Annotated in this window: 16 protein-coding genes; 8 read left to right on the top strand and 8 right to left on the bottom strand. The window is 63.1% G+C overall.

The window, feature by feature from the left end:
- Positions 1-132 precede the first annotated feature (132 nt).
- From AC1Q80_RS22845 to AC1Q80_RS22855, 3 genes are all read left to right on the top strand, one after another.
- Positions 133-2,967 carry a DUF2339 domain-containing protein gene (locus AC1Q80_RS22845; protein ID WP_492361958.1) on the top strand — a complete coding sequence of 945 codons (2,835 nt, stop codon included), beginning with the start codon at positions 133-135 and terminating at the stop codon, positions 2,965-2,967.
- Between the two features lie 9 nt (positions 2,968-2,976).
- The gene (locus AC1Q80_RS22850; RefSeq protein WP_492361959.1) at positions 2,977-3,633 is read left to right on the top strand and encodes an HD domain-containing protein; all 657 of its coding nucleotides are present in this window, start codon (positions 2,977-2,979) and stop codon (positions 3,631-3,633) included.
- Between the two features lie 79 nt (positions 3,634-3,712).
- A complete protein-coding gene (locus AC1Q80_RS22855; RefSeq protein WP_492361960.1) occupies positions 3,713-4,564 on the top strand; it encodes an MOSC domain-containing protein in 852 nt (283 codons plus the stop codon).
- A gap of 28 nt (positions 4,565-4,592) precedes the next feature.
- On the opposite strand, the gene AC1Q80_RS22860 is transcribed toward AC1Q80_RS22855, so the two are convergent.
- Positions 4,593-5,516: a phytanoyl-CoA dioxygenase family protein gene (locus AC1Q80_RS22860; RefSeq protein WP_173419523.1), complete on the bottom strand. Its 924-nt coding sequence runs from the start codon at positions 5,514-5,516 to the stop codon at positions 4,593-4,595.
- A gap of 129 nt (positions 5,517-5,645) precedes the next feature.
- Here AC1Q80_RS22860 and AC1Q80_RS22865 point away from each other — a divergent pair, with 129 nt between their 5' ends.
- From AC1Q80_RS22865 to nadC, 5 genes are all read left to right on the top strand, one after another.
- On the top strand, positions 5,646-6,512 hold the full coding sequence (locus AC1Q80_RS22865) for a helix-turn-helix domain-containing protein (RefSeq protein WP_492361961.1): 867 nt from the start codon (positions 5,646-5,648) through the stop codon (positions 6,510-6,512).
- 105 nt (positions 6,513-6,617) lie between these two features.
- A complete protein-coding gene (locus AC1Q80_RS22870) occupies positions 6,618-7,856 on the top strand; it encodes an MFS transporter (RefSeq protein ID WP_492361962.1) in 1,239 nt (412 codons plus the stop codon).
- 169 nt (positions 7,857-8,025) lie between these two features.
- Complete coding sequence (gene nadA, locus AC1Q80_RS22875; protein WP_173419526.1) at positions 8,026-9,105, top strand: quinolinate synthase NadA; 1,080 nt, start codon at positions 8,026-8,028, stop codon at positions 9,103-9,105.
- Positions 9,106-9,160: 55 nt separating this feature from the next.
- Positions 9,161-10,759: an L-aspartate oxidase gene (locus AC1Q80_RS22880; RefSeq protein ID WP_209791152.1), complete on the top strand. Its 1,599-nt coding sequence runs from the start codon at positions 9,161-9,163 to the stop codon at positions 10,757-10,759.
- 55 nt (positions 10,760-10,814) lie between these two features.
- Positions 10,815-11,723 (top strand): carboxylating nicotinate-nucleotide diphosphorylase, encoded by a 909-nt coding sequence (nadC, locus tag AC1Q80_RS22885; protein ID WP_492361963.1) that lies wholly within the window; start codon positions 10,815-10,817, stop codon positions 11,721-11,723.
- A gap of 97 nt (positions 11,724-11,820) precedes the next feature.
- Here nadC and AC1Q80_RS22890 read toward each other — a convergent pair whose 3' ends face one another.
- The 7 genes from AC1Q80_RS22890 to AC1Q80_RS22920 all read right to left on the bottom strand — a co-directional run bounded on the left by AC1Q80_RS22890 (position 11,821) and on the right by AC1Q80_RS22920 (position 16,570).
- Positions 11,821-12,135: a hypothetical protein gene (locus AC1Q80_RS22890; RefSeq protein WP_173419529.1), complete on the bottom strand. Its 315-nt coding sequence runs from the start codon at positions 12,133-12,135 to the stop codon at positions 11,821-11,823.
- 145 nt (positions 12,136-12,280) lie between these two features.
- Positions 12,281-13,276, bottom strand: coding sequence for an NUDIX hydrolase (locus AC1Q80_RS22895; protein WP_173419530.1), 996 nt, complete (start codon positions 13,274-13,276; stop codon positions 12,281-12,283).
- On the bottom strand, positions 13,263-13,802 hold the full coding sequence (locus AC1Q80_RS22900; RefSeq protein WP_173419531.1) for a tyrosine phosphatase family protein: 540 nt from the start codon (positions 13,800-13,802) through the stop codon (positions 13,263-13,265). The genes AC1Q80_RS22895 and AC1Q80_RS22900 overlap by 14 nt, the downstream gene beginning before the upstream one ends.
- A 1-nt stretch (position 13,803) precedes the next feature.
- The gene (locus AC1Q80_RS22905) at positions 13,804-14,412 is read right to left on the bottom strand and encodes a YfbR-like 5'-deoxynucleotidase (RefSeq protein WP_492361964.1); all 609 of its coding nucleotides are present in this window, start codon (positions 14,410-14,412) and stop codon (positions 13,804-13,806) included.
- A complete protein-coding gene (gene ygfZ, locus AC1Q80_RS22910; protein WP_492361965.1) occupies positions 14,409-15,254 on the bottom strand; it encodes a CAF17-like 4Fe-4S cluster assembly/insertion protein YgfZ in 846 nt (281 codons plus the stop codon). The genes AC1Q80_RS22905 and ygfZ overlap by 4 nt, the downstream gene beginning before the upstream one ends.
- 258 nt (positions 15,255-15,512) lie before the next feature.
- The gene (locus AC1Q80_RS22915; RefSeq protein WP_492361966.1) at positions 15,513-16,283 is read right to left on the bottom strand and encodes a hypothetical protein; all 771 of its coding nucleotides are present in this window, start codon (positions 16,281-16,283) and stop codon (positions 15,513-15,515) included.
- Positions 16,284-16,300: 17 nt separating this feature from the next.
- Positions 16,301-16,570 (bottom strand): hypothetical protein, encoded by a 270-nt coding sequence (locus AC1Q80_RS22920; protein WP_115420638.1) that lies wholly within the window; start codon positions 16,568-16,570, stop codon positions 16,301-16,303.
- Positions 16,571-16,612: the final 42 nt, after the last annotated feature.

Below are 16,612 nucleotides of genomic sequence, written 5' to 3' on the forward strand. Positions count from 1 at the left end.
CTTCGAAGGCGCGTGCAGAATTTAAACATTTGCGCGAAGAGATCGAAGCTCTCAACCGTCTATGCCTTTGGCGGCCGCGCAAAAATCTGTATGGTCACGGTCGGCCTGCGAATGTAGCCGCCAGGGGAAAACATGATTGAACTGATTGCCTTAGTCGCATTTGCTCTGGCGCTCTCCGCCTTCTTGAACGGTCGCAAGACAAGGGAACGGTTGGACAGCGAAGTCGCAGCGCTCAAGAAAGAGATCGCACGGCTGGGCGCGACGCCGGGCCTTATGCCAGCGGCAGACGACATCGCTTCGGAGCAGGCGGCCGCGGGTGCCGAACGCTCCGCCGAGGCAGCGATCGACGATGACGAAGGTGTCGAAACGCTCTCGGCGAGCGCCCGCGAAGGGGCGAGGATCTTCGGTAACGCCGAATCGGCTGCGGTCGAAACCGCGCCCGACGAAGCCCTGTCGGCGAGCGTCGAGGCAACCACCGTCGACGGGACAACAACTCGGCAGGTCGAAAGCCTCGAAAGCCGTCTCGGCGCACGCTGGGCCGTCTGGGTCGGCGGCATAGCGCTGGCGCTTGGCGGCGTCTTCATGGTCAAATATTCGATCGATGCAGGTCTCTTAAGCCCGGCCGTCCGGCTGACGCTCGCAGCCCTTTTCGGCCTGCTTCTGGCCGGTGCCGGCGAGGTTATTCGCCGTCGCGCCGTACCCGTCATCGCCAACGAATTCCAGAATGCGATGATCCCGGGCATTCTGACGGCCGCCGGTGCCGTCACACTCTTCGGTGTCGCCTACGCGGCCTATGAGATCTATGGCTACATCGGCACGACGACTGCCTTCGTTCTGCTGGCGATGATTTCGCTTGGCACCGTGGGCCTGTCGCTGCTGCACGGGCAGGCGTTGGCCGGCCTTGGCTTGCTGGCGTCACTGATCACACCGTTGCTGGTGTCGAGTGACGAGCCACGCCCGTGGGTGCTTTTCGGCTTCCTGTCGGTCGTCTGGCTGGCGACGCTGCTGGCGTCGCGGCTGCGGCGCTGGATGGTGGTGCCGACGCTTGCCAATGTCGGCATTGGGCTCTGGGGGCTCGCCTATGTCACCGCCGTCTCGCCCTTCGAGGCGATTCCGGTCGCCTTCGCGCTGCTGGTGATGCTCCTGGGTGTTGGCTTCGTCTGGCCGGGTGCCGCGGAAACAGACATGGACGCGCTCGCCGCGCCGTTGCCGGAGGTGACGAACCGCCCAGTTGCGGTTGCAGGCCCCTGGGAGAAGCTGTTCACGCCGGCCTATGCGGCGATCAGTGTGTCCGCCGCCATCGTCGCCACCGTGCTGGCGCTGATCTTCATCAGCCCGGCGGTCAGCGCTATCAGCTACCCCGTCAAGGAGTTCTTCGTCGTCATTGCAGCCCTGGCAGCGCTCGGGGCATCGCGGGCAAATGCCGTCTATCTGGCCCTGCTGTCTGCTCTCGGCGCCATCGCCGGCATCAGCACTCTGACGGCGCTGAGCGGCGTGCTTGCCTATCTCGATCCTTCGCTCGCAGGCATTGCGCCCGAGATCGTCCTGCCGAGCCGGACCGCGACGCTGACCGCGCTGCTGCTGGCAACGCTGTTCGTCTTGTGCGGCGCGTTCGTGCTTTCCCGCCGCCTGCGGGGACACCCGCAGTTTGCCAGCCTCTGGGCCGGCATTGCCGCCGCCGTGCCCGTCGCGCTCACGATGATGTCGTTCCTGATGACGGGCAACTACGCCTTCGACCTGCCGCACGGCCTTTACGCGCTCGTCGTCGGTGGCGGCTTGCTGGCCTTTGCCGACTGGCTCTATCGCCGCAACAGTGAGACGGAAGGTCTGGATATCGCTGCAAGCCTTCTCGTCGGCGGTTCCTTCGCGCTGTTAGTCATTGCGCTGCATGCCTGGACGGACGGCCTGGCCACGACCCTGGCGATCGCTTTGCTTGGGACCGCCTATGCCGGCGCGACCCGCGTCCGAACCTGGCCGATCTTGCCCTGGATGACAGGAGCAGCCGCAATCGTCGTCCTCGGCCGCATCGCCTGGGAGCCGACGATCGTCGGAGCGGAAAACCTCGGCACCACGCCGGTGTTCAACGCACTGTTGCCGGGCTATGCCATTCCGGCACTGTTGCTCGTCGCCTCCGCCTATCTCGTTCGCTCCTGGCCGGATGTGCGTGTGCGCAACCTGCTGCAGGCGCTGGCGAGCCTCTTCGTGCTATTGACGCTGGCGATCCTCGTTCGCCATGCCATGAACGGCGGCGTGCTCGACAGCGCCGTGCCGACGCTCGGCGAGCAGTCGATCTACACATTGCTGGCGATCGGTGCCTCCGGCGTGTTCATGACACTCGACATGAAATCGCCAAGTCCTGTCTTCCGCTATGGCGGCATGGGGCTCGGGGTGCTCTCGATGCTCTCGGTTCTCTCCGCCCATCTCTTCGGGCTCAACCCCTATTTCAGCGGCGAGCTGCTCGGACGCATCCCGTTCTTCGATCTGCTGCTGATCGGCTATCTCCTGCCCGGCATCGGCTATGCCGCTCTCGCCTGGTACGCCCGCGACAAGCGCCCGCTGCCTTATGTGATGGCGCTCGCCGTCAGCGGCGCGGTCCTTGCCTTCGCCTGGGCGACGCTCTCGGTGCGCCGTCTCTGGCAGGGCGAAAACGTTGTCGACTGGAAAGGCTTCCTGCAGGGCGAGACCTACACCTATTCGGTCGTCTGGCTGCTGCTCGGCGTCGCTCTGCTGGTGCTCGGTTCGCGCTTCAATGCCAAGAGCATTCGCATCGCCTCGGCCGTGCTCGTCTTCATCGCCGTGCTGAAGGTCTTCCTGATCGATATGTCCAATCTCGAAGGTTTCCTGCGCGCACTGTCCTTCATCGGGCTCGGTGGCGTCCTGATCGGCATCGGCCTGTTCTACCAGAAGATCCTGTCGGGCGTCGGCGTGACGCAGCAGCCTTCCGCCGCGCCGACACAGCCGCAATAGGAAATGGACGTGACCCGAAGTTCAGCCCTGGCTGCGGCGTTCGCGCCGCATGCCGACCTCGCCGCCGTTTTGCTGCCGCATGCCTTTGCTGCAGACGACGGTTCGCACGATGCATCCCACCTGATCCGCGTCTGGAAGAATGCCGCGCGGATCCATGCGGAGGAGGGCGGCGCTGAACGCGTGCTTGCCGCAGCCGTTTTGCTGCACGACTGCGTTTCGGTGGAGAAGAATTCACCGCATCGCATGCAGGCCTCGAGGCTGGCGGCGGAAAAGGCAACTGACATCCTGCGCAATCTCGATTGGTCGGCGGAAGACATCGTGTCGGTCGCCCATGCGATCCTCACCCACAGCTTTTCCGCCAACATCGCGCCCGAGACGATCGAGGCGAAGATCCTGCAGGACGCCGACCGGCTTGATGCGATCGGCATGGTCGGTGCCGCCCGCTGCTTCTACATCGCCGGACGCATGGGCAGCGGCCTCTACGACCCGCTCGACCCCTTGGCCGAGGATCGCGAGCTCGACGACAAGGCCTTTGCCATCGACCATTTCGAGACCAAGCTGTTCAAGCTCGCCGACGGTTTCCAGACGGCTGCCGGCCGCAGGCTGGCGCTTGAGCGCCAGCAGCGGCTGCGCGATGTGCTTGCCATGATGCTGGATGAAATCTAAGTCTTTCAACCCATTGCTGCCGTCCGGTGAATCAGATCGCGAACGGCCTGAATCAATTTCTGAACGGGGAGCGTTTTCGATGAAGGTGACCGCACTGAACATTCATCCGCTGAAGAGCGGCCGGGCGATCCCGCTTGAGACGGTCACCGTCAACCTCGACGGTTTCGAGGGTGACCGTCGTTTCATGCTCGTGGAGCCGGACGGGCGCTTCATCACCCAGCGCGAACTGCAGACGCTCGCGCAGGTCGAGGCACACCACATCGATGGCGGCGTGCATTTGAAGATGGGTGATAGGGCGCTCTCTGTCCGGTTCGATCCGGACCAGCGGCTCGGCGTTCGCGTGTGGGCCAGCGACGTCGACGCGGCGGTGGCCGACGATGCCGCAAACGAGACCCTGTCGACCTGGTTCGGTCGGCCCGTCAAGCTTGCCCAGATGGATGCCTCGGCGGAACGCTTCGTCGGTGAGGAGTGGGCCGGCACCGCAGCCCCCGTCGGGTTTGCCGACGGCTTTCCTATCCTGATCACCACGACTGGCTCGCTTGCGGATCTCAACAGGACGCTCGCGCAAAAGGGGCAGGAGCCCGTCGGCATGGACCGTTTCCGCACTAACATCCTGCTCGATTGCGACGAGGCCTGGGACGAGGATTTCTGGGAGAGCCTGGAGATCGGCGGCATCCGCTTCGATTTCGTCAAGCCCTGCGCCCGCTGCATCATGACCACCCAGGATCAGATCACCGGCGAGCGCATCGGCGGTAATCCGATCCAGGGGCTGGCTGAAAAGCGCATGTCTGCCGACCGCCGCGTCGCCGGCGTGCTGTTCGGCTGGAACGTCGTGCCGCGCGGCGAGGGCGTCTTGAAGCTCGGCGACGAGGCCCGCATAGTCGGCCGGCGCGCCGAACGCTGGCCGATGAAGGTACGCGCCTCCGCTTGAGATGCGGAAGCGCCCCGTTGCGTCTGCCTCAGAACCAGGGCGTGACACCGAGCAGTTTTGCTCCGAGGTCCGAGAGGTTGGCGGGCGTCGCATTGTGTTTTTCCCATTCGCGCGGGTCGCCCGGAAAGGCGTCGCGCTTCGGATGGTCGAGCTCGCGCCAGAGCCGCATGCGTTCTTCGCGTTCGGCCCTGTTGTCCCACTCGGCCGGGTGCATGGAAATGTACTGCGCCATGCGCACTCTTCCATCGGAATGGTTGGGCCGCACGCCATGGGCAAGCAGACTGTTGAAGATCATCAGGTCGCCGGCCTCCATCTCGATGTTGACGGTCGACAGGCCTGACATGTCGGGGTGCATCGGGTCCCTGTCGGCGGGTTGTGTCTTTTCCCAGGCCTCGAAATTCTCGAACAGCGCGGGCACGCACTGAAAACCACCGACGTCGCCATCCTGCTTTTTCAGGCTGAGCACGCCCTGGACACCGATCGGCAAGGGCCGGATCGAGGTGTCGACGTCCCAGTGGATGAATCCGTTGGGATTGCCTTTGACCTTCTTCGGCGGGTTGAGATTGGCCCGGTCGATCGTCACCCAAAGGTCTTCGCGATCCCAGATGTCGACGAAGGCGCCGTAGACGCGCGGCTCCTGGCGATTGTCCCAGAGATACTGGTGATTGTAGATCTCCAGCATGCCGGTGCCGTTGAGTTCCTTCATCTTATGCTCGCGGCGCTGCGGCGCGTACCAGGTTGAAGGGTCGGTGGGATCCTTGTCGTCGAAGCGCCAGAGCAGGTCGACGAGCCGCTCGACATTGGCGGCCGGGACGGCCTGCCGGACGATGACGTATCCCCTGGTGATCCAGTGCTGCCAGTCTTCCTCCGAAAGCACGCGCAAGGGCAGGCGCTTCTTGATCTCCTTCAGCTGAGTGTCGGCGACGGTGGTGGGATGGCTATCTCTGAGCATGCGCATGGGCTCCTCTCATCTGCGTCTGTCTGTCGATGCAGAAAGATTAGGCGTTCCGTACCGGGGTATGTTGCCCTTCAAAGGCAAAGTTTGATACTAATCTGGCGTCATCGAGAGGTTTGGCGCAATATGAAGGCCGTTCTACAGAAGATTGCCCGACCGACGGACGCATCATCGATCCTGCTCGACCGTCGGCTCGACGATTGCATTCCGTTTCAATGGCATCACCATCCGGAGTTCGAGCTGACCCTGACGCTGAATTCGCGCGGCCAGCGTTTCGTCGGCGATCACATCGGGACCTATGATGACGGTGATCTCGTGCTGGTCGGGTCGAACCTGCCGCACACCTGGCTTTCTTCATCCAAGGTCGATGAAGCGGCGCCGCATGTGGCGCTGGTGCTCTGGTTTCATCCCGAGTGGGTGGAGCGGATGCAGGACGGTTTCGTCGAGCTCGGCCCCGTGAGGGCGATGTTCGATCGCTCGGCGCCCGGGCTGCAGTTCTCGCAAGATGCCGCGCGTCGCATCCGGCCTTTGTTCGAGCGGCTGCGCACGCTGGCGCCGGAAGAGCGGTTGCCCGACGTCCTTGCCTTGCTGACCATCCTTGCGCGAGACGAACACGCAGCCCCCTTGTCGAACCGGGTCGTCGCACCTTCGGGGCGAGCCGTCGATCGTGGTCGGCTCGATCGCGTGCTCGACCATATCCATCTGAACTATGCCGAAAACCCTTCGATGGACGAGCTTGCGGACATTGCGGCCCTCAGCCTCTCGGGCCTGCATCGCCTGTTCCTGCGCCATCTCGACATGCCGATCTCGGAGTATCTGATGCGGCTCAGGATCGGCGAGGCCTGTGCATTGCTGTCTGGAACCGGAAAGTCCGTTGCCCATGTAGCGGAGATGGTCGGCTATCGCTCGATCGCCAATTTCAACCGCCAGTTCAAGGCGCAGAAGGCTATGACCCCACGGCAGTTTCGCGAGAAGTTCCAGGCAAACAGATGAAGGTTTCCGGGGCCATCAATTCCGGTGATCGCGCCGTCAATTTAATTGGCTTTTATCTATTTTTGCGCCCGCGTAGGATCTTGGCTCGTCATCAGGAGAAGACCTATGTCCGCTATTTCGGGAGCATCCGTGCCGTCGAGCGTCCGCCAGGAAATGCCCTGGCTGATCATCGCCGCCGGCTCGATCGTCGCGATGCTCACCTTCGGTCCGCGCTCGGCAATGGGTTTCTTTCAACTGCCGATGCTGGCCGATACCGGGTGGGACCGTACGACCTTCGGTCTCGCCATGGCATTGCAGAACCTGTGCTGGGGCGTCAGCCAGCCGTTCTTCGGCGCAATCGCCGACAAGTTCGGCACCTGGCGTGTGTTGACCATGTCCGGGCTTCTCTATGCTTCGGGTCTCATCATCATGGCCCACGCCGATGCGCCGATCTGGTTGCACATCGGTGGCGGCGTGCTGATCGGCATGGCCGTCGGCTCCGGCTCGTTCGGCATTCTGCTTTCCGCCTTCGCCCGCAACGTCACGCCGCATCAGCGCTCCATGGCGTTCGGCATCTGCACGGCGGCGGGCTCGGCCGGCATGTTCCTGTTCGCGCCTCTCAGTCAGGGGCTGATCTCCGCCTACGGCTGGTCTGACAGCCTTGTCTATCTCGGCGTATTGATGCTGCTCGTGCCGCTCTTTGCCATTCCGTTGCGTGGAAATTCGTCCTCCGGCATCCAATCCGAAGCACAGTACAAGCAGTCGATCGGCGAGGCGTTGAAGGAGGCGCTGGGACACAAGAGCTACATCCTGCTGGTCTCGGGCTTCTTCGTCTGCGGCTATCAGGTGGCGTTCATTACCGCGCATTTTCCCGCCTATATCGGCGACATCGGCATCGATGCCCGTTATGCGGTGATCGCGCTGGCACTGATCGGCTTCTTCAACATCATCGGCTCGCTGTCTGCCGGCTTCATCGGTCAGCGCTACTCCAAGCCCTATTTCCTCGCGTGGATCTACATCGCCCGCTCGGTCGCCGTCACAGCATTTCTGCTGCTGCCGCAATCGCCGACCTCGGTCATCGTCTTTGCGATCGTCATGGGCCTGCTCTGGCTTTCGACCGTGCCGCCGACGAACGCGCTTGTCGCCATCATGTTCGGTACGCGCCATCTCGGGCTGCTTGGCGGCATCGTATTTCTCTCGCACCAGGTCGGCTCGTTCTTGGGCGTGTGGATGGGCGGATACCTCTATGACCACTTCGGTTCCTATGATCCGGTGTGGTGGCTGGGTGTGGCGCTCGGCCTGTTTGCCGCCGTCGTTCATTGGCCGATCGAGGAAAAGGCCGTTGCCCGGCCGGCCGTGGCCTGAAGAAAACCGTGAACGCAACGTCGCGAAATGCGACGTTGCGTTCTTGAAATCTGTCACAAAACTTTCTAAATCAACCCATGCGGCTTTGCCGCTTTTGTTTTGGTTCAATTATGCTCAGTTTGAGCATAATTGAAGAGCCGCCCGAGAGAGGGGCGGAGAGGAGACTTCGATGACGCAGCTCGATTCCCGTACGCAAGGCGTGGCGAACCCGGTTTTTGTAAGCGCCGCCCAGCGCTTCGGCATCATCGAACGACCTGAGCTTGCTTTCACGCCGGCGGTCGCACGCGAGACGGAGCACCTCTACGACAAGGTGAAAGACTTCATTCCGGCCATCGAGTGGCCCGTTTATGCGCCCTACGTTCACGCCATCAACCGGCTGAAGAAGGAGCGCAACGCCGTCATCCTCGCCCACAATTACCAGACGCCGGATATCTTCCATTGCGTCGCCGATATCGTCGGCGATTCGCTGCAGCTTGCCCGCGACGCCGCCAAGGTCGATGCCGAGATCATCATCCAGTGCGGCGTGCACTTCATGGCCGAGACCTCGAAGCTGTTGAGCCCGGAAAAGACGGTGCTGATCCCGGACGGCAAGGCCGGCTGCTCGCTGTCGGAATCGATCACCGGTGCCGACGTGCGCTTGTTGAAGCAGCGCTACCCCGGCGTTCCCGTCGTCACCTATGTCAACACCTCTGCCGACGTGAAGGCCGAGACCGATATCTGCTGCACCTCATCGAACGTGCTTGCGGTCGTCGAGAGCTTCGCCTCGGACACGGTGCTGTGCATCCCGGACGAATATCTGGCGATGAACGTCGCGCGCCAGACCAACAAGAAGATCTTGACCTGGAAAGGCCACTGCGAAGTGCACGAGCGCTTCACCGCTGCCGAATTGCTGGCCTACAAGGAGGCCAATCCGGGTATCGAGATCATCGGCCATCCCGAGTGCCATCCGGATGTGATCGCCGTCTGCGATTTCGCCGGCTCGACATCTGGCATGATCAACTACGTCAAGGACAACCGCCCGTCGAAGGTCCTGCTCGTCACCGAATGTTCGATGGCGTCGAACATCCAGGCAGAGATCGAGGGGGTCGAGTTCATCAAGCCGTGCAACCTCTGTCCGCACATGAAGCGCATCACGCTGCCGAAGATCCTCGACAGCCTGCTGACCATGACGGAAGAGGTTCTGGTCGATCCCTCGATCGCCGACCGGGCGCGCCTTGCGGTCGAGCGCATGGTCAACCTCAAGCAATAACACCTGGCGGGCGAAAGGCCCGGCATACAAGCATGCGCTGGAGGAGAGCCGCACCATGCTGAGAGATCATTTCCGCCCGCAGTCCTTCAACGGGATTGACGACATCGTCATCGTCGGCGGTGGCCTTGCAGGCCTGTTCTGTGCGCTGAAGCTCAGCCCGCGGCCGGTGACCATTCTTGCTGCCGCACCCATCGGCCATGGCGCCTCGTCGGCCTGGGCGCAAGGGGGCATCGCCGCGGCGATGAGCCCCGGCGACACCTTCGAAAAACACGTCGCCGACACGCTGACCGCGGGTGCCGGCATCGTCGACGAGAAGATGACGCGCATGATGGTGGCCGAAGGCCCGGCGCGTATACACGACCTGCTCGAATATGGCGTTCCCTTCGACCGCGATCTCGAGGGCAAGCTGATCCTGTCGCGGGAGGCGGCCCATTCGGAGCGCCGCATCGTTCGCGTCAAGGGCGACATGGCCGGCAAGGCGATCATGGAAGCGCTGATCACGGCGGTGCGCAACACGCCCTCGATCCGGGTCATCGAAGGCTACGTGGTCGAAGAGCTGGTGCGCGAGGGCCGCTTCATCTCCGGCGTCATCGCGAGGCCCGATGCCGGTCAGTCGAAGAAGCGCGTTTCGTTCCCGGCGCGCGCCGTGGTTCTCTGCTCCGGCGGCATCGGCCACCTCTATGCGGTGACGACCAACCCGTGGGAAGCCTGCGGTCAGGGTCTCGGCATGGCGGCGAGGGCAGGAGCAATCATTGCCGATCCCGAATTCGTCCAGTTTCACCCGACGGCCATCAACATCGGCAAGGACCCGGCGCCGCTTGCGACCGAAGCCTTGCGTGGCGACGGCGCCCATCTCATCAATTCGGCCGGGCACCGCTTCATGCTCGACATTCACCCGGATGGCGAGCTCGCCCCGCGCGACATCGTCTCGCGCGGCGTCTTCGCCGAGGTTCAGGCCGGACGCGGTGCGTTTCTCGATTGCACCAAGGCGGTCGGAAAACATTTCCCGGATATGTTCCCGACGGTCTATGCCTCCTGCATCGGTGCCGGCATCGACCCGGTGACACAACCGATTCCGGTCGTTCCGGCGGTGCATTATCATATGGGCGGAGTTCTGACGGATGCCGAAGGCCGCACCTCGATCGACGGTCTTTGGGCGGCCGGCGAAGTGACGTCCACGGGCGTGCACGGCGCCAACAGGCTCGCCTCAAATTCTCTGCTGGAGGCCGTGGTCTTCGCGGCGCGCATCGCCGAAAACATCAAGGGTACCCTGCCGACGCCGCAGCTGACCCAATGGGGCGACAACGCCGGCGAGAACGACGATCCCGTCACGGTGGAAGACAGCCCGCAGCTCACCGTCCTGCGCAGCCTGATGAGTGACTGCGTCGGAGTCGTCAGGACGCGCGAGAGCCTGCTGCGGGCGATCCGCCAGATCTCGGCGCTCGAGCGCGACAATGCCCGCATGCGCTTCACCAACATCCTGACCACGGCCAAGCTGATTGCCGTCGGCGCGCTTCGGCGCACCGAGAGCCGTGGCGGCCATTACCGCGCCGATTGCCCTTCGGAGCAGCCGGAGTGGCGCCGCCGCACCTACCTGACGCTGGCCGAGGCGAACCGCCTGGCGGCCGAGGTCGCGGAAACCGAAACGGCCTGACCATGACGACGTCATGGCCGCGGCCTTGAGAAGACAGACAGGGAATAACGACCAGATGACCGCAGCCCTTCGCCCCGAACTGCCCGCCCTGATGGTCGAGGAGCAGGTCCGTGCCGCCTTACTCGAAGATCTCGGCCGCGCCGGCGACATCACGACGCTGTCGACCATCGGGCCGGAACTGATGGCAACGGCCGGAATGAATTCGCGGGATCCAGGCGTGATCGCCGGGCTCGAACTGGCACGCACGGCGTTCCGTCTCATTGACCCCGCCATCGTCTTCGACGCTCTGGTTGCCGACGGTGACCGCGTGACACCGGGAACGGCGATTGCCCGGATCTCCGGCCGCGCCCGCGGGCTTCTTTCAGCCGAACGCGTCGGCTTGAACTTCCTCATGCATCTCTCGGGCATTGCCACCTACACGGCGAAATTTGCCGACGAGATTGCCCATACGCGCGCAAAGGTCTGCTGCACGCGCAAGACCATTCCCGGCTTGCGTGCTTTGGAGAAATACGCCGTTCGCCTCGGCGGCGGCTCCAACCATCGCTACGGCCTCGACGATGCGGTGCTGATCAAGGACAACCACATCGCCGTCTCCGGCGGCGTTGCCGGTGCCGTTCACGCGGCTCGCGCCTACTGTGGTCATCTGGTCAAGATCGAGATCGAGGTTGATGGCCTCGACCAGATGCGTGAGGCTTTGACGGCGGCACCTGACGTCATCCTGCTCGACAATATGGGGCCGGATCGCCTGCGCGAAGCCGTGGCCATCAATGCCGCCCATTGGCAGCTTGGCGGCGACGCCTATGCCGCCGATCCCAGGCGCACGCGTCTCGAAGCTTCGGGCAACGTCAAGATCGACACTGTCCGTGCCATCGCCGAGACAGGCGTCGACTATATCTCGACCTCCAAGATCACCATGGCGGCACCGACGCTCGACATCGGTCTCGACGTTGCGATCAAGCGCTGAAGTTCCGCAGCAAAGGTTGAAGCGCCACGCGCAAATCGATGAATCGACTCCGGTTTAAGGCGTTCTCCAGCGATTGCCCGAACCGCCGGAACAGGTGCTAGCGTTGCTGGATGAAGGGGCAAACGACGCGCTGGTCGATGGTGATCTCCGTGCCGCAGTCATAGCGGCAGATCTTGAACTGCCCTCGCATGTCCTGGCCGTTGAGATTGCAAATCGTCACCCCGGGTAGGCCGCCGCCCATCGGGTTGTTCCTGAAATAGTCGGGGATCGCCTTGTTACCCTGCGGGTTCGGCACGACAGGCTGGTCCGAACGGTTGTTGAAATAGTCGGGCACCGCATTGCCCCCCTGCGGGTTCGGCAGGATAGGCTGATCGGTCAGGAGACTGGTGAGCAGCGCAAGCGCAAGCAACATTTACTCTTCCTTGGCCGGCAGGGCCGACGCTTCATCTAAGTGAAGGAATATAGCACTCACCGGCCGAAGTGTTAGATGCGGCCCGCATTTAACGCTGCAACTGCCATTTCATCGCCAGCAAGACTGCACGACCGCTTCCCGAATGCTATGCGGACGACGAGCGGCCACCCACCTTGAGGCCGGGGGCTGGTCTCTCGTCGAGAATCTGGCGCCGGAAGCGGAAGAGGGCCGCCGGCCTTCCGCCGGTCGATGCCAGCGTCATGCCGGTCGGCTCGACCAGTTCTGCGCCTTCGACCAAGCGCCGGAAATTCTGCTTGTGGAGGTGCCGGCCGGAAATAGCCTCCACGGTCGCCTGCAGATCGGTAAGCGTGAATTCGGGCGGCATCAATTCGAAGATGACAGGCCGGTATTTGATCTTGCCGCGCAGGCGGGCAATCGCGGTTGCGACGATACGGCGGTGGTCGTGGCGCATCGCCTGCCCGGCGACAGCGCCGTCCTGCTCCCGGCTCCGGCCGTCGATCGCTGCCTCGCGCACGAGACCCGCCTCGTAGAGCAGTTCGTAGCGCTCGAGCACGCGCTCCTCGTCCCAGGGGAAATCGCCGAGGCCAAAGGCAAGACGGATGCGCGCGCGTCGCTGGGTGCTCGGGGCCATGCGATCGTCATCGGATGGGCCAAGTTCCCACCGCGACAGCGCCGGCAAGATCATCTGGTCGAGGATCGGGGGGCGGCCCTGTCGCCAGTCTTCCCACGGGAGATAGCCGTACCAGTCGCGCCAATGCGCTCCCGCCTCGGCCAGCCGCTCGGTGTTCTCGGTATCGGTCTGCGTCAGGGCGAGATAGCCGACCGAGACCATGTGCTTGCCTTCTTCGCCGGGCAGCCGTTGCCGTCCGCGATCGCCGAAGGTGTAGAGCTGTTCGATGTAACCGAGTTTGAGCGCCGTGCGCTTTTCCACCCGGTCGCGCAGACTGGTCTCGAAGGTGCGGTGACGGGCGGGATCGAAGGGGCCGAAAGGCAGGCTGTCGTGCGCGTCACCGTCCGCCTCGTTGATGGCCAGGATGCGCGGGCTGCGATTGACGACGGCGACGATGGCCGCGTTGAGACCGATTTCGACCGTGACTGCCTGCATCTCAGTCGCCAACATTGGCTCCCTCGGCAACAAGTGGCAGCACGAAGGGGACATTGCCGTCCGTATCCGCGCCGCGACCGATCGAACGTACGGCAGCGACCAACCGCCCGCCGCGCGACAGAACGGCGTCACCGATTTCGACCAATCGCGTGTTCGGCGTCGCATAGGGCGAGACAAGCCGCAGCTTCTCGACCAGGTCCTGGTCGTCCAGCTCGGGCTCGACGGCAAGCGCGGCGATAAGGGCGGCGGCCGGCGATCTCGAAACCCCCATCCAGCAATGAACGAGCATCGGGCGCGTGCGGTCCCAGCCTTTGGCGAAGGCGATGATCTGCTGGACGTGCTCCTCCTGCGGCGCGATGAGCCCGCCTGTGCCGGCAAAGCTGATATCGTTCATCCCGAGCGTCAGGTGCCGCGCCTTGGAGATCACGGCCGGACGGTGGAAATCTTGCCCTTTGGCAACGAGGCTCAGCATTTCGGTGCAACCGTGACGGACAGCCATCTCGGCGATGCGTGCAAGCGGCGATACGACGATCCGGGGCATCTCAGGCACTCACCTTGGCTGTAGCACGTTCCGCTTCGAGGGTGGCGAAACGCTCGGTAAACAGCCGTTGGGCCTCGATGGCCGGCAAAGGGTCGATTAGCAGGCCGTCGCGGGTGATGCCGCGCGGCTGCCCGAAGAACTTTCGTGCTTCTTCCGTCGAAAAGCCGGCAAGCAGGGTGGCTTCGAAATAGGCGGCGACATGGTCTGCCTTCTTGATCCGGTCCTTGAGCTCCTTCGAGCAATGGGCCGGAAGCCCGAAGCGCAAATGGATGGCGCTTTCCAGCCGGTTCTCGACCAGCTTGTAGCCGCCGCCGACCACGGCCTTGAACGGAGAGATCATGTCGCCGATGACATATTCCGGCGCGTCGTGCAGCAGTGCGAACAGGCGATCATCGGCATTGCACTTGAAGCTGCGGCGAAAGATATCCTCGACCATCAGGCTGTGCTGGGCGACCGAGAAGGCATGGTCGCCCGCCGTCTGGCCGTTCCACCTTGCAACGCGGGCAAGACCGTGGGCGATATCACTGATCTCGACATCAAGCGGTGACGGGTCGAGCAGATCGAGCCGCCGGCCGGAAAGCATGCGTTGCCAGGCGCGCGCCGAGGTCATGCGCTTGCCTCGTCGGCGGTGGTGGGAAAGGAAAGTCCGGTCCATTCCGGCAGCGTCAAGGTGACCGGCACGTCGCCCGCAAGCAGCTCGACCCCGTTAGCCATCGCTTCGCCCGCCTTGTCGATCCGCACGATCGCGAGCGCTGATGCACCGCGCACCGTGCCGAGCGTGCCGATCGACTTGCCTTCGGCCGTGATCGCCGTGCCGCTTGGCGGAAGCGTTGACGCGCCGGCGACGATCACCACGCGGCGGCGCGGCGTGCCGCGATGCTGCATGCGCGAAACCACTTCCTGGCCGACATAGCAGCCCTTGCGAAAGGAGAGAGCGCCGTTCTTGTCCATCAGCACATCGTGTGGGAAGGCGTCCTGCAGCGCGTAATCGGGCCCGGAAACGGCAATGCCCGAGATGATCCGGAGTTGATCGAGGTCGTCAGCGGATGCTGCGTCCGTCTCGGCCTCGCCATAGGAGCGAAACACCGCGGCACCCGCCTTCTCGAAGCGGTGGTCGCGATAACCGCCGGCCTGTGGCTCGTCGAAGGCAATGATGGTGGGCGTCGCGGCGTCGAGCGACAGGGTCACCGCCGAACGCAGCTTGTACATGGTCAGCCTCTTCAAGAGCGCCTCGGCCTGGTCGGCCGCGGTTTCCAGTCTGAAGCCGTCGCCATCGCGGGAAATCATGAAGTCGAACAGGATCTTGCCCTGCGGCGTCAAAAGCGCGCCGGGTCTGGCCTCATCGCGGGTGAGGGCATCGAGATCGGTGGTGATCAACCCCTGGAGAAGATCTTCCGCATCCTTGCCGGCAACGGAGACAATCGCGCGGTCGTCGAGGCGAACTCTGGGCATGGCTCGAATCCTGTTCACATTGCCGAACAGGTAGGATGTTCAGGGATGAACGGCAAGCGTGTCACCGGCGCTTAAAGCGCTTCATCTTTAAACGGACGCGATTCTGCTGGCTCAAAACGGTCGTTCCGCACGAAGGATGGCGCAGAGCGATGCGGATCCATCGGGCAAGTCATCCGGCCCTTTGGGTCGGCCGCTTTCAGCCGACCCAAAGGGCCGGATGAATTTCGGCAGAACGCTTCTGTTTGGACATGAAGCGCCCTAGTCGCCGGCGATGAAAAATTTCCACTTCCCGTCGGGCATGATGCCGACCCGGTAGAAGTTGTAGCTGCCGAATTCTTCCATGTCGGCAAAATCGCCCGCCGTCACCAGGCGGAAGAGATCGACTTTTTCCGGAGCTGTCAGCGACGCGAGCGGCTTTTCGGCGAAGTAGGGCCAGACATAGGCTTCCTGCGGCGTGCCTTTGTCGACCTGGACGAAGCCCGTCGAAAGCACGTCGAGCAGGATTGCCAGGATCTCGACGCCGTCCTGGTCGCCGGACAGGCTTTTGAGGATGGCGATCGGGTCTTCATCAGCGCTGACGCCGGTAACCTGAGTCTGAGTCGGGCCCTTGCCGAGAAGCGGACGCAACCGCTCGATATCGCCGGAAGCCGCCGCCTCGACGATCAGCTCGCGCATACGCGCCACGGGCGCCGGGATCTTGGAAACGTCGCTCAGGACTTCGATCGGCTCGACCGTCTTTGGCTCTTCAACGGCCTGATCTTCCTTGGTGATCGTCACCGTTTTTTTGATCAGCGGGTCCGGCATCGGAATTTCGAGCGGGAGCTTTTCTTCCTGATCCGGTTCTTCCTCAACAGGCTCGGCCGGCGGAGGGGGGGTGTTCTGGTCGCTCGCGACGGCCTTGGGTTCGTCCTGCAGTTCGCTGAGCGCAAACGCAGGCGCCGTCATCACCGGAGCGCAAAATGCGACACCGGCCAGAAGCAGCGTAACAAGGCGAACCGGAAAGGTCCGGTTGGCATGGTTCCGGCTCATAGGGGCAGTCCTGATAATTACTGAAGCGAGCGTTGGGGCGAAAATTCACCGGCGAGCATGCGCTCGCGAAGCGAATTGAGCATCGCTTCCGCACCGTCTTCACCATGAAGCCGAACGGTTTCCCGCATGGCTAGAGCGATGGCCGCATCGGCGATGATCTCTGGCTCGATGCCATCAGCCATGCCGTCCGCCCAGGCTTCGTTCTGGTGTTCCAGCGCTGCCTGCATTTTCTCGTGGACGATCATGTCATCGATGTCGGTCAGGCTTGGTTCCATCATTCGTTCCATGCGACTTCCATTGCTGCAAGTGGCTCACTTTAACGTCGTTCC

The organism is Ensifer sp. GW823-FHT05D09 (assembly GCF_058795755.1).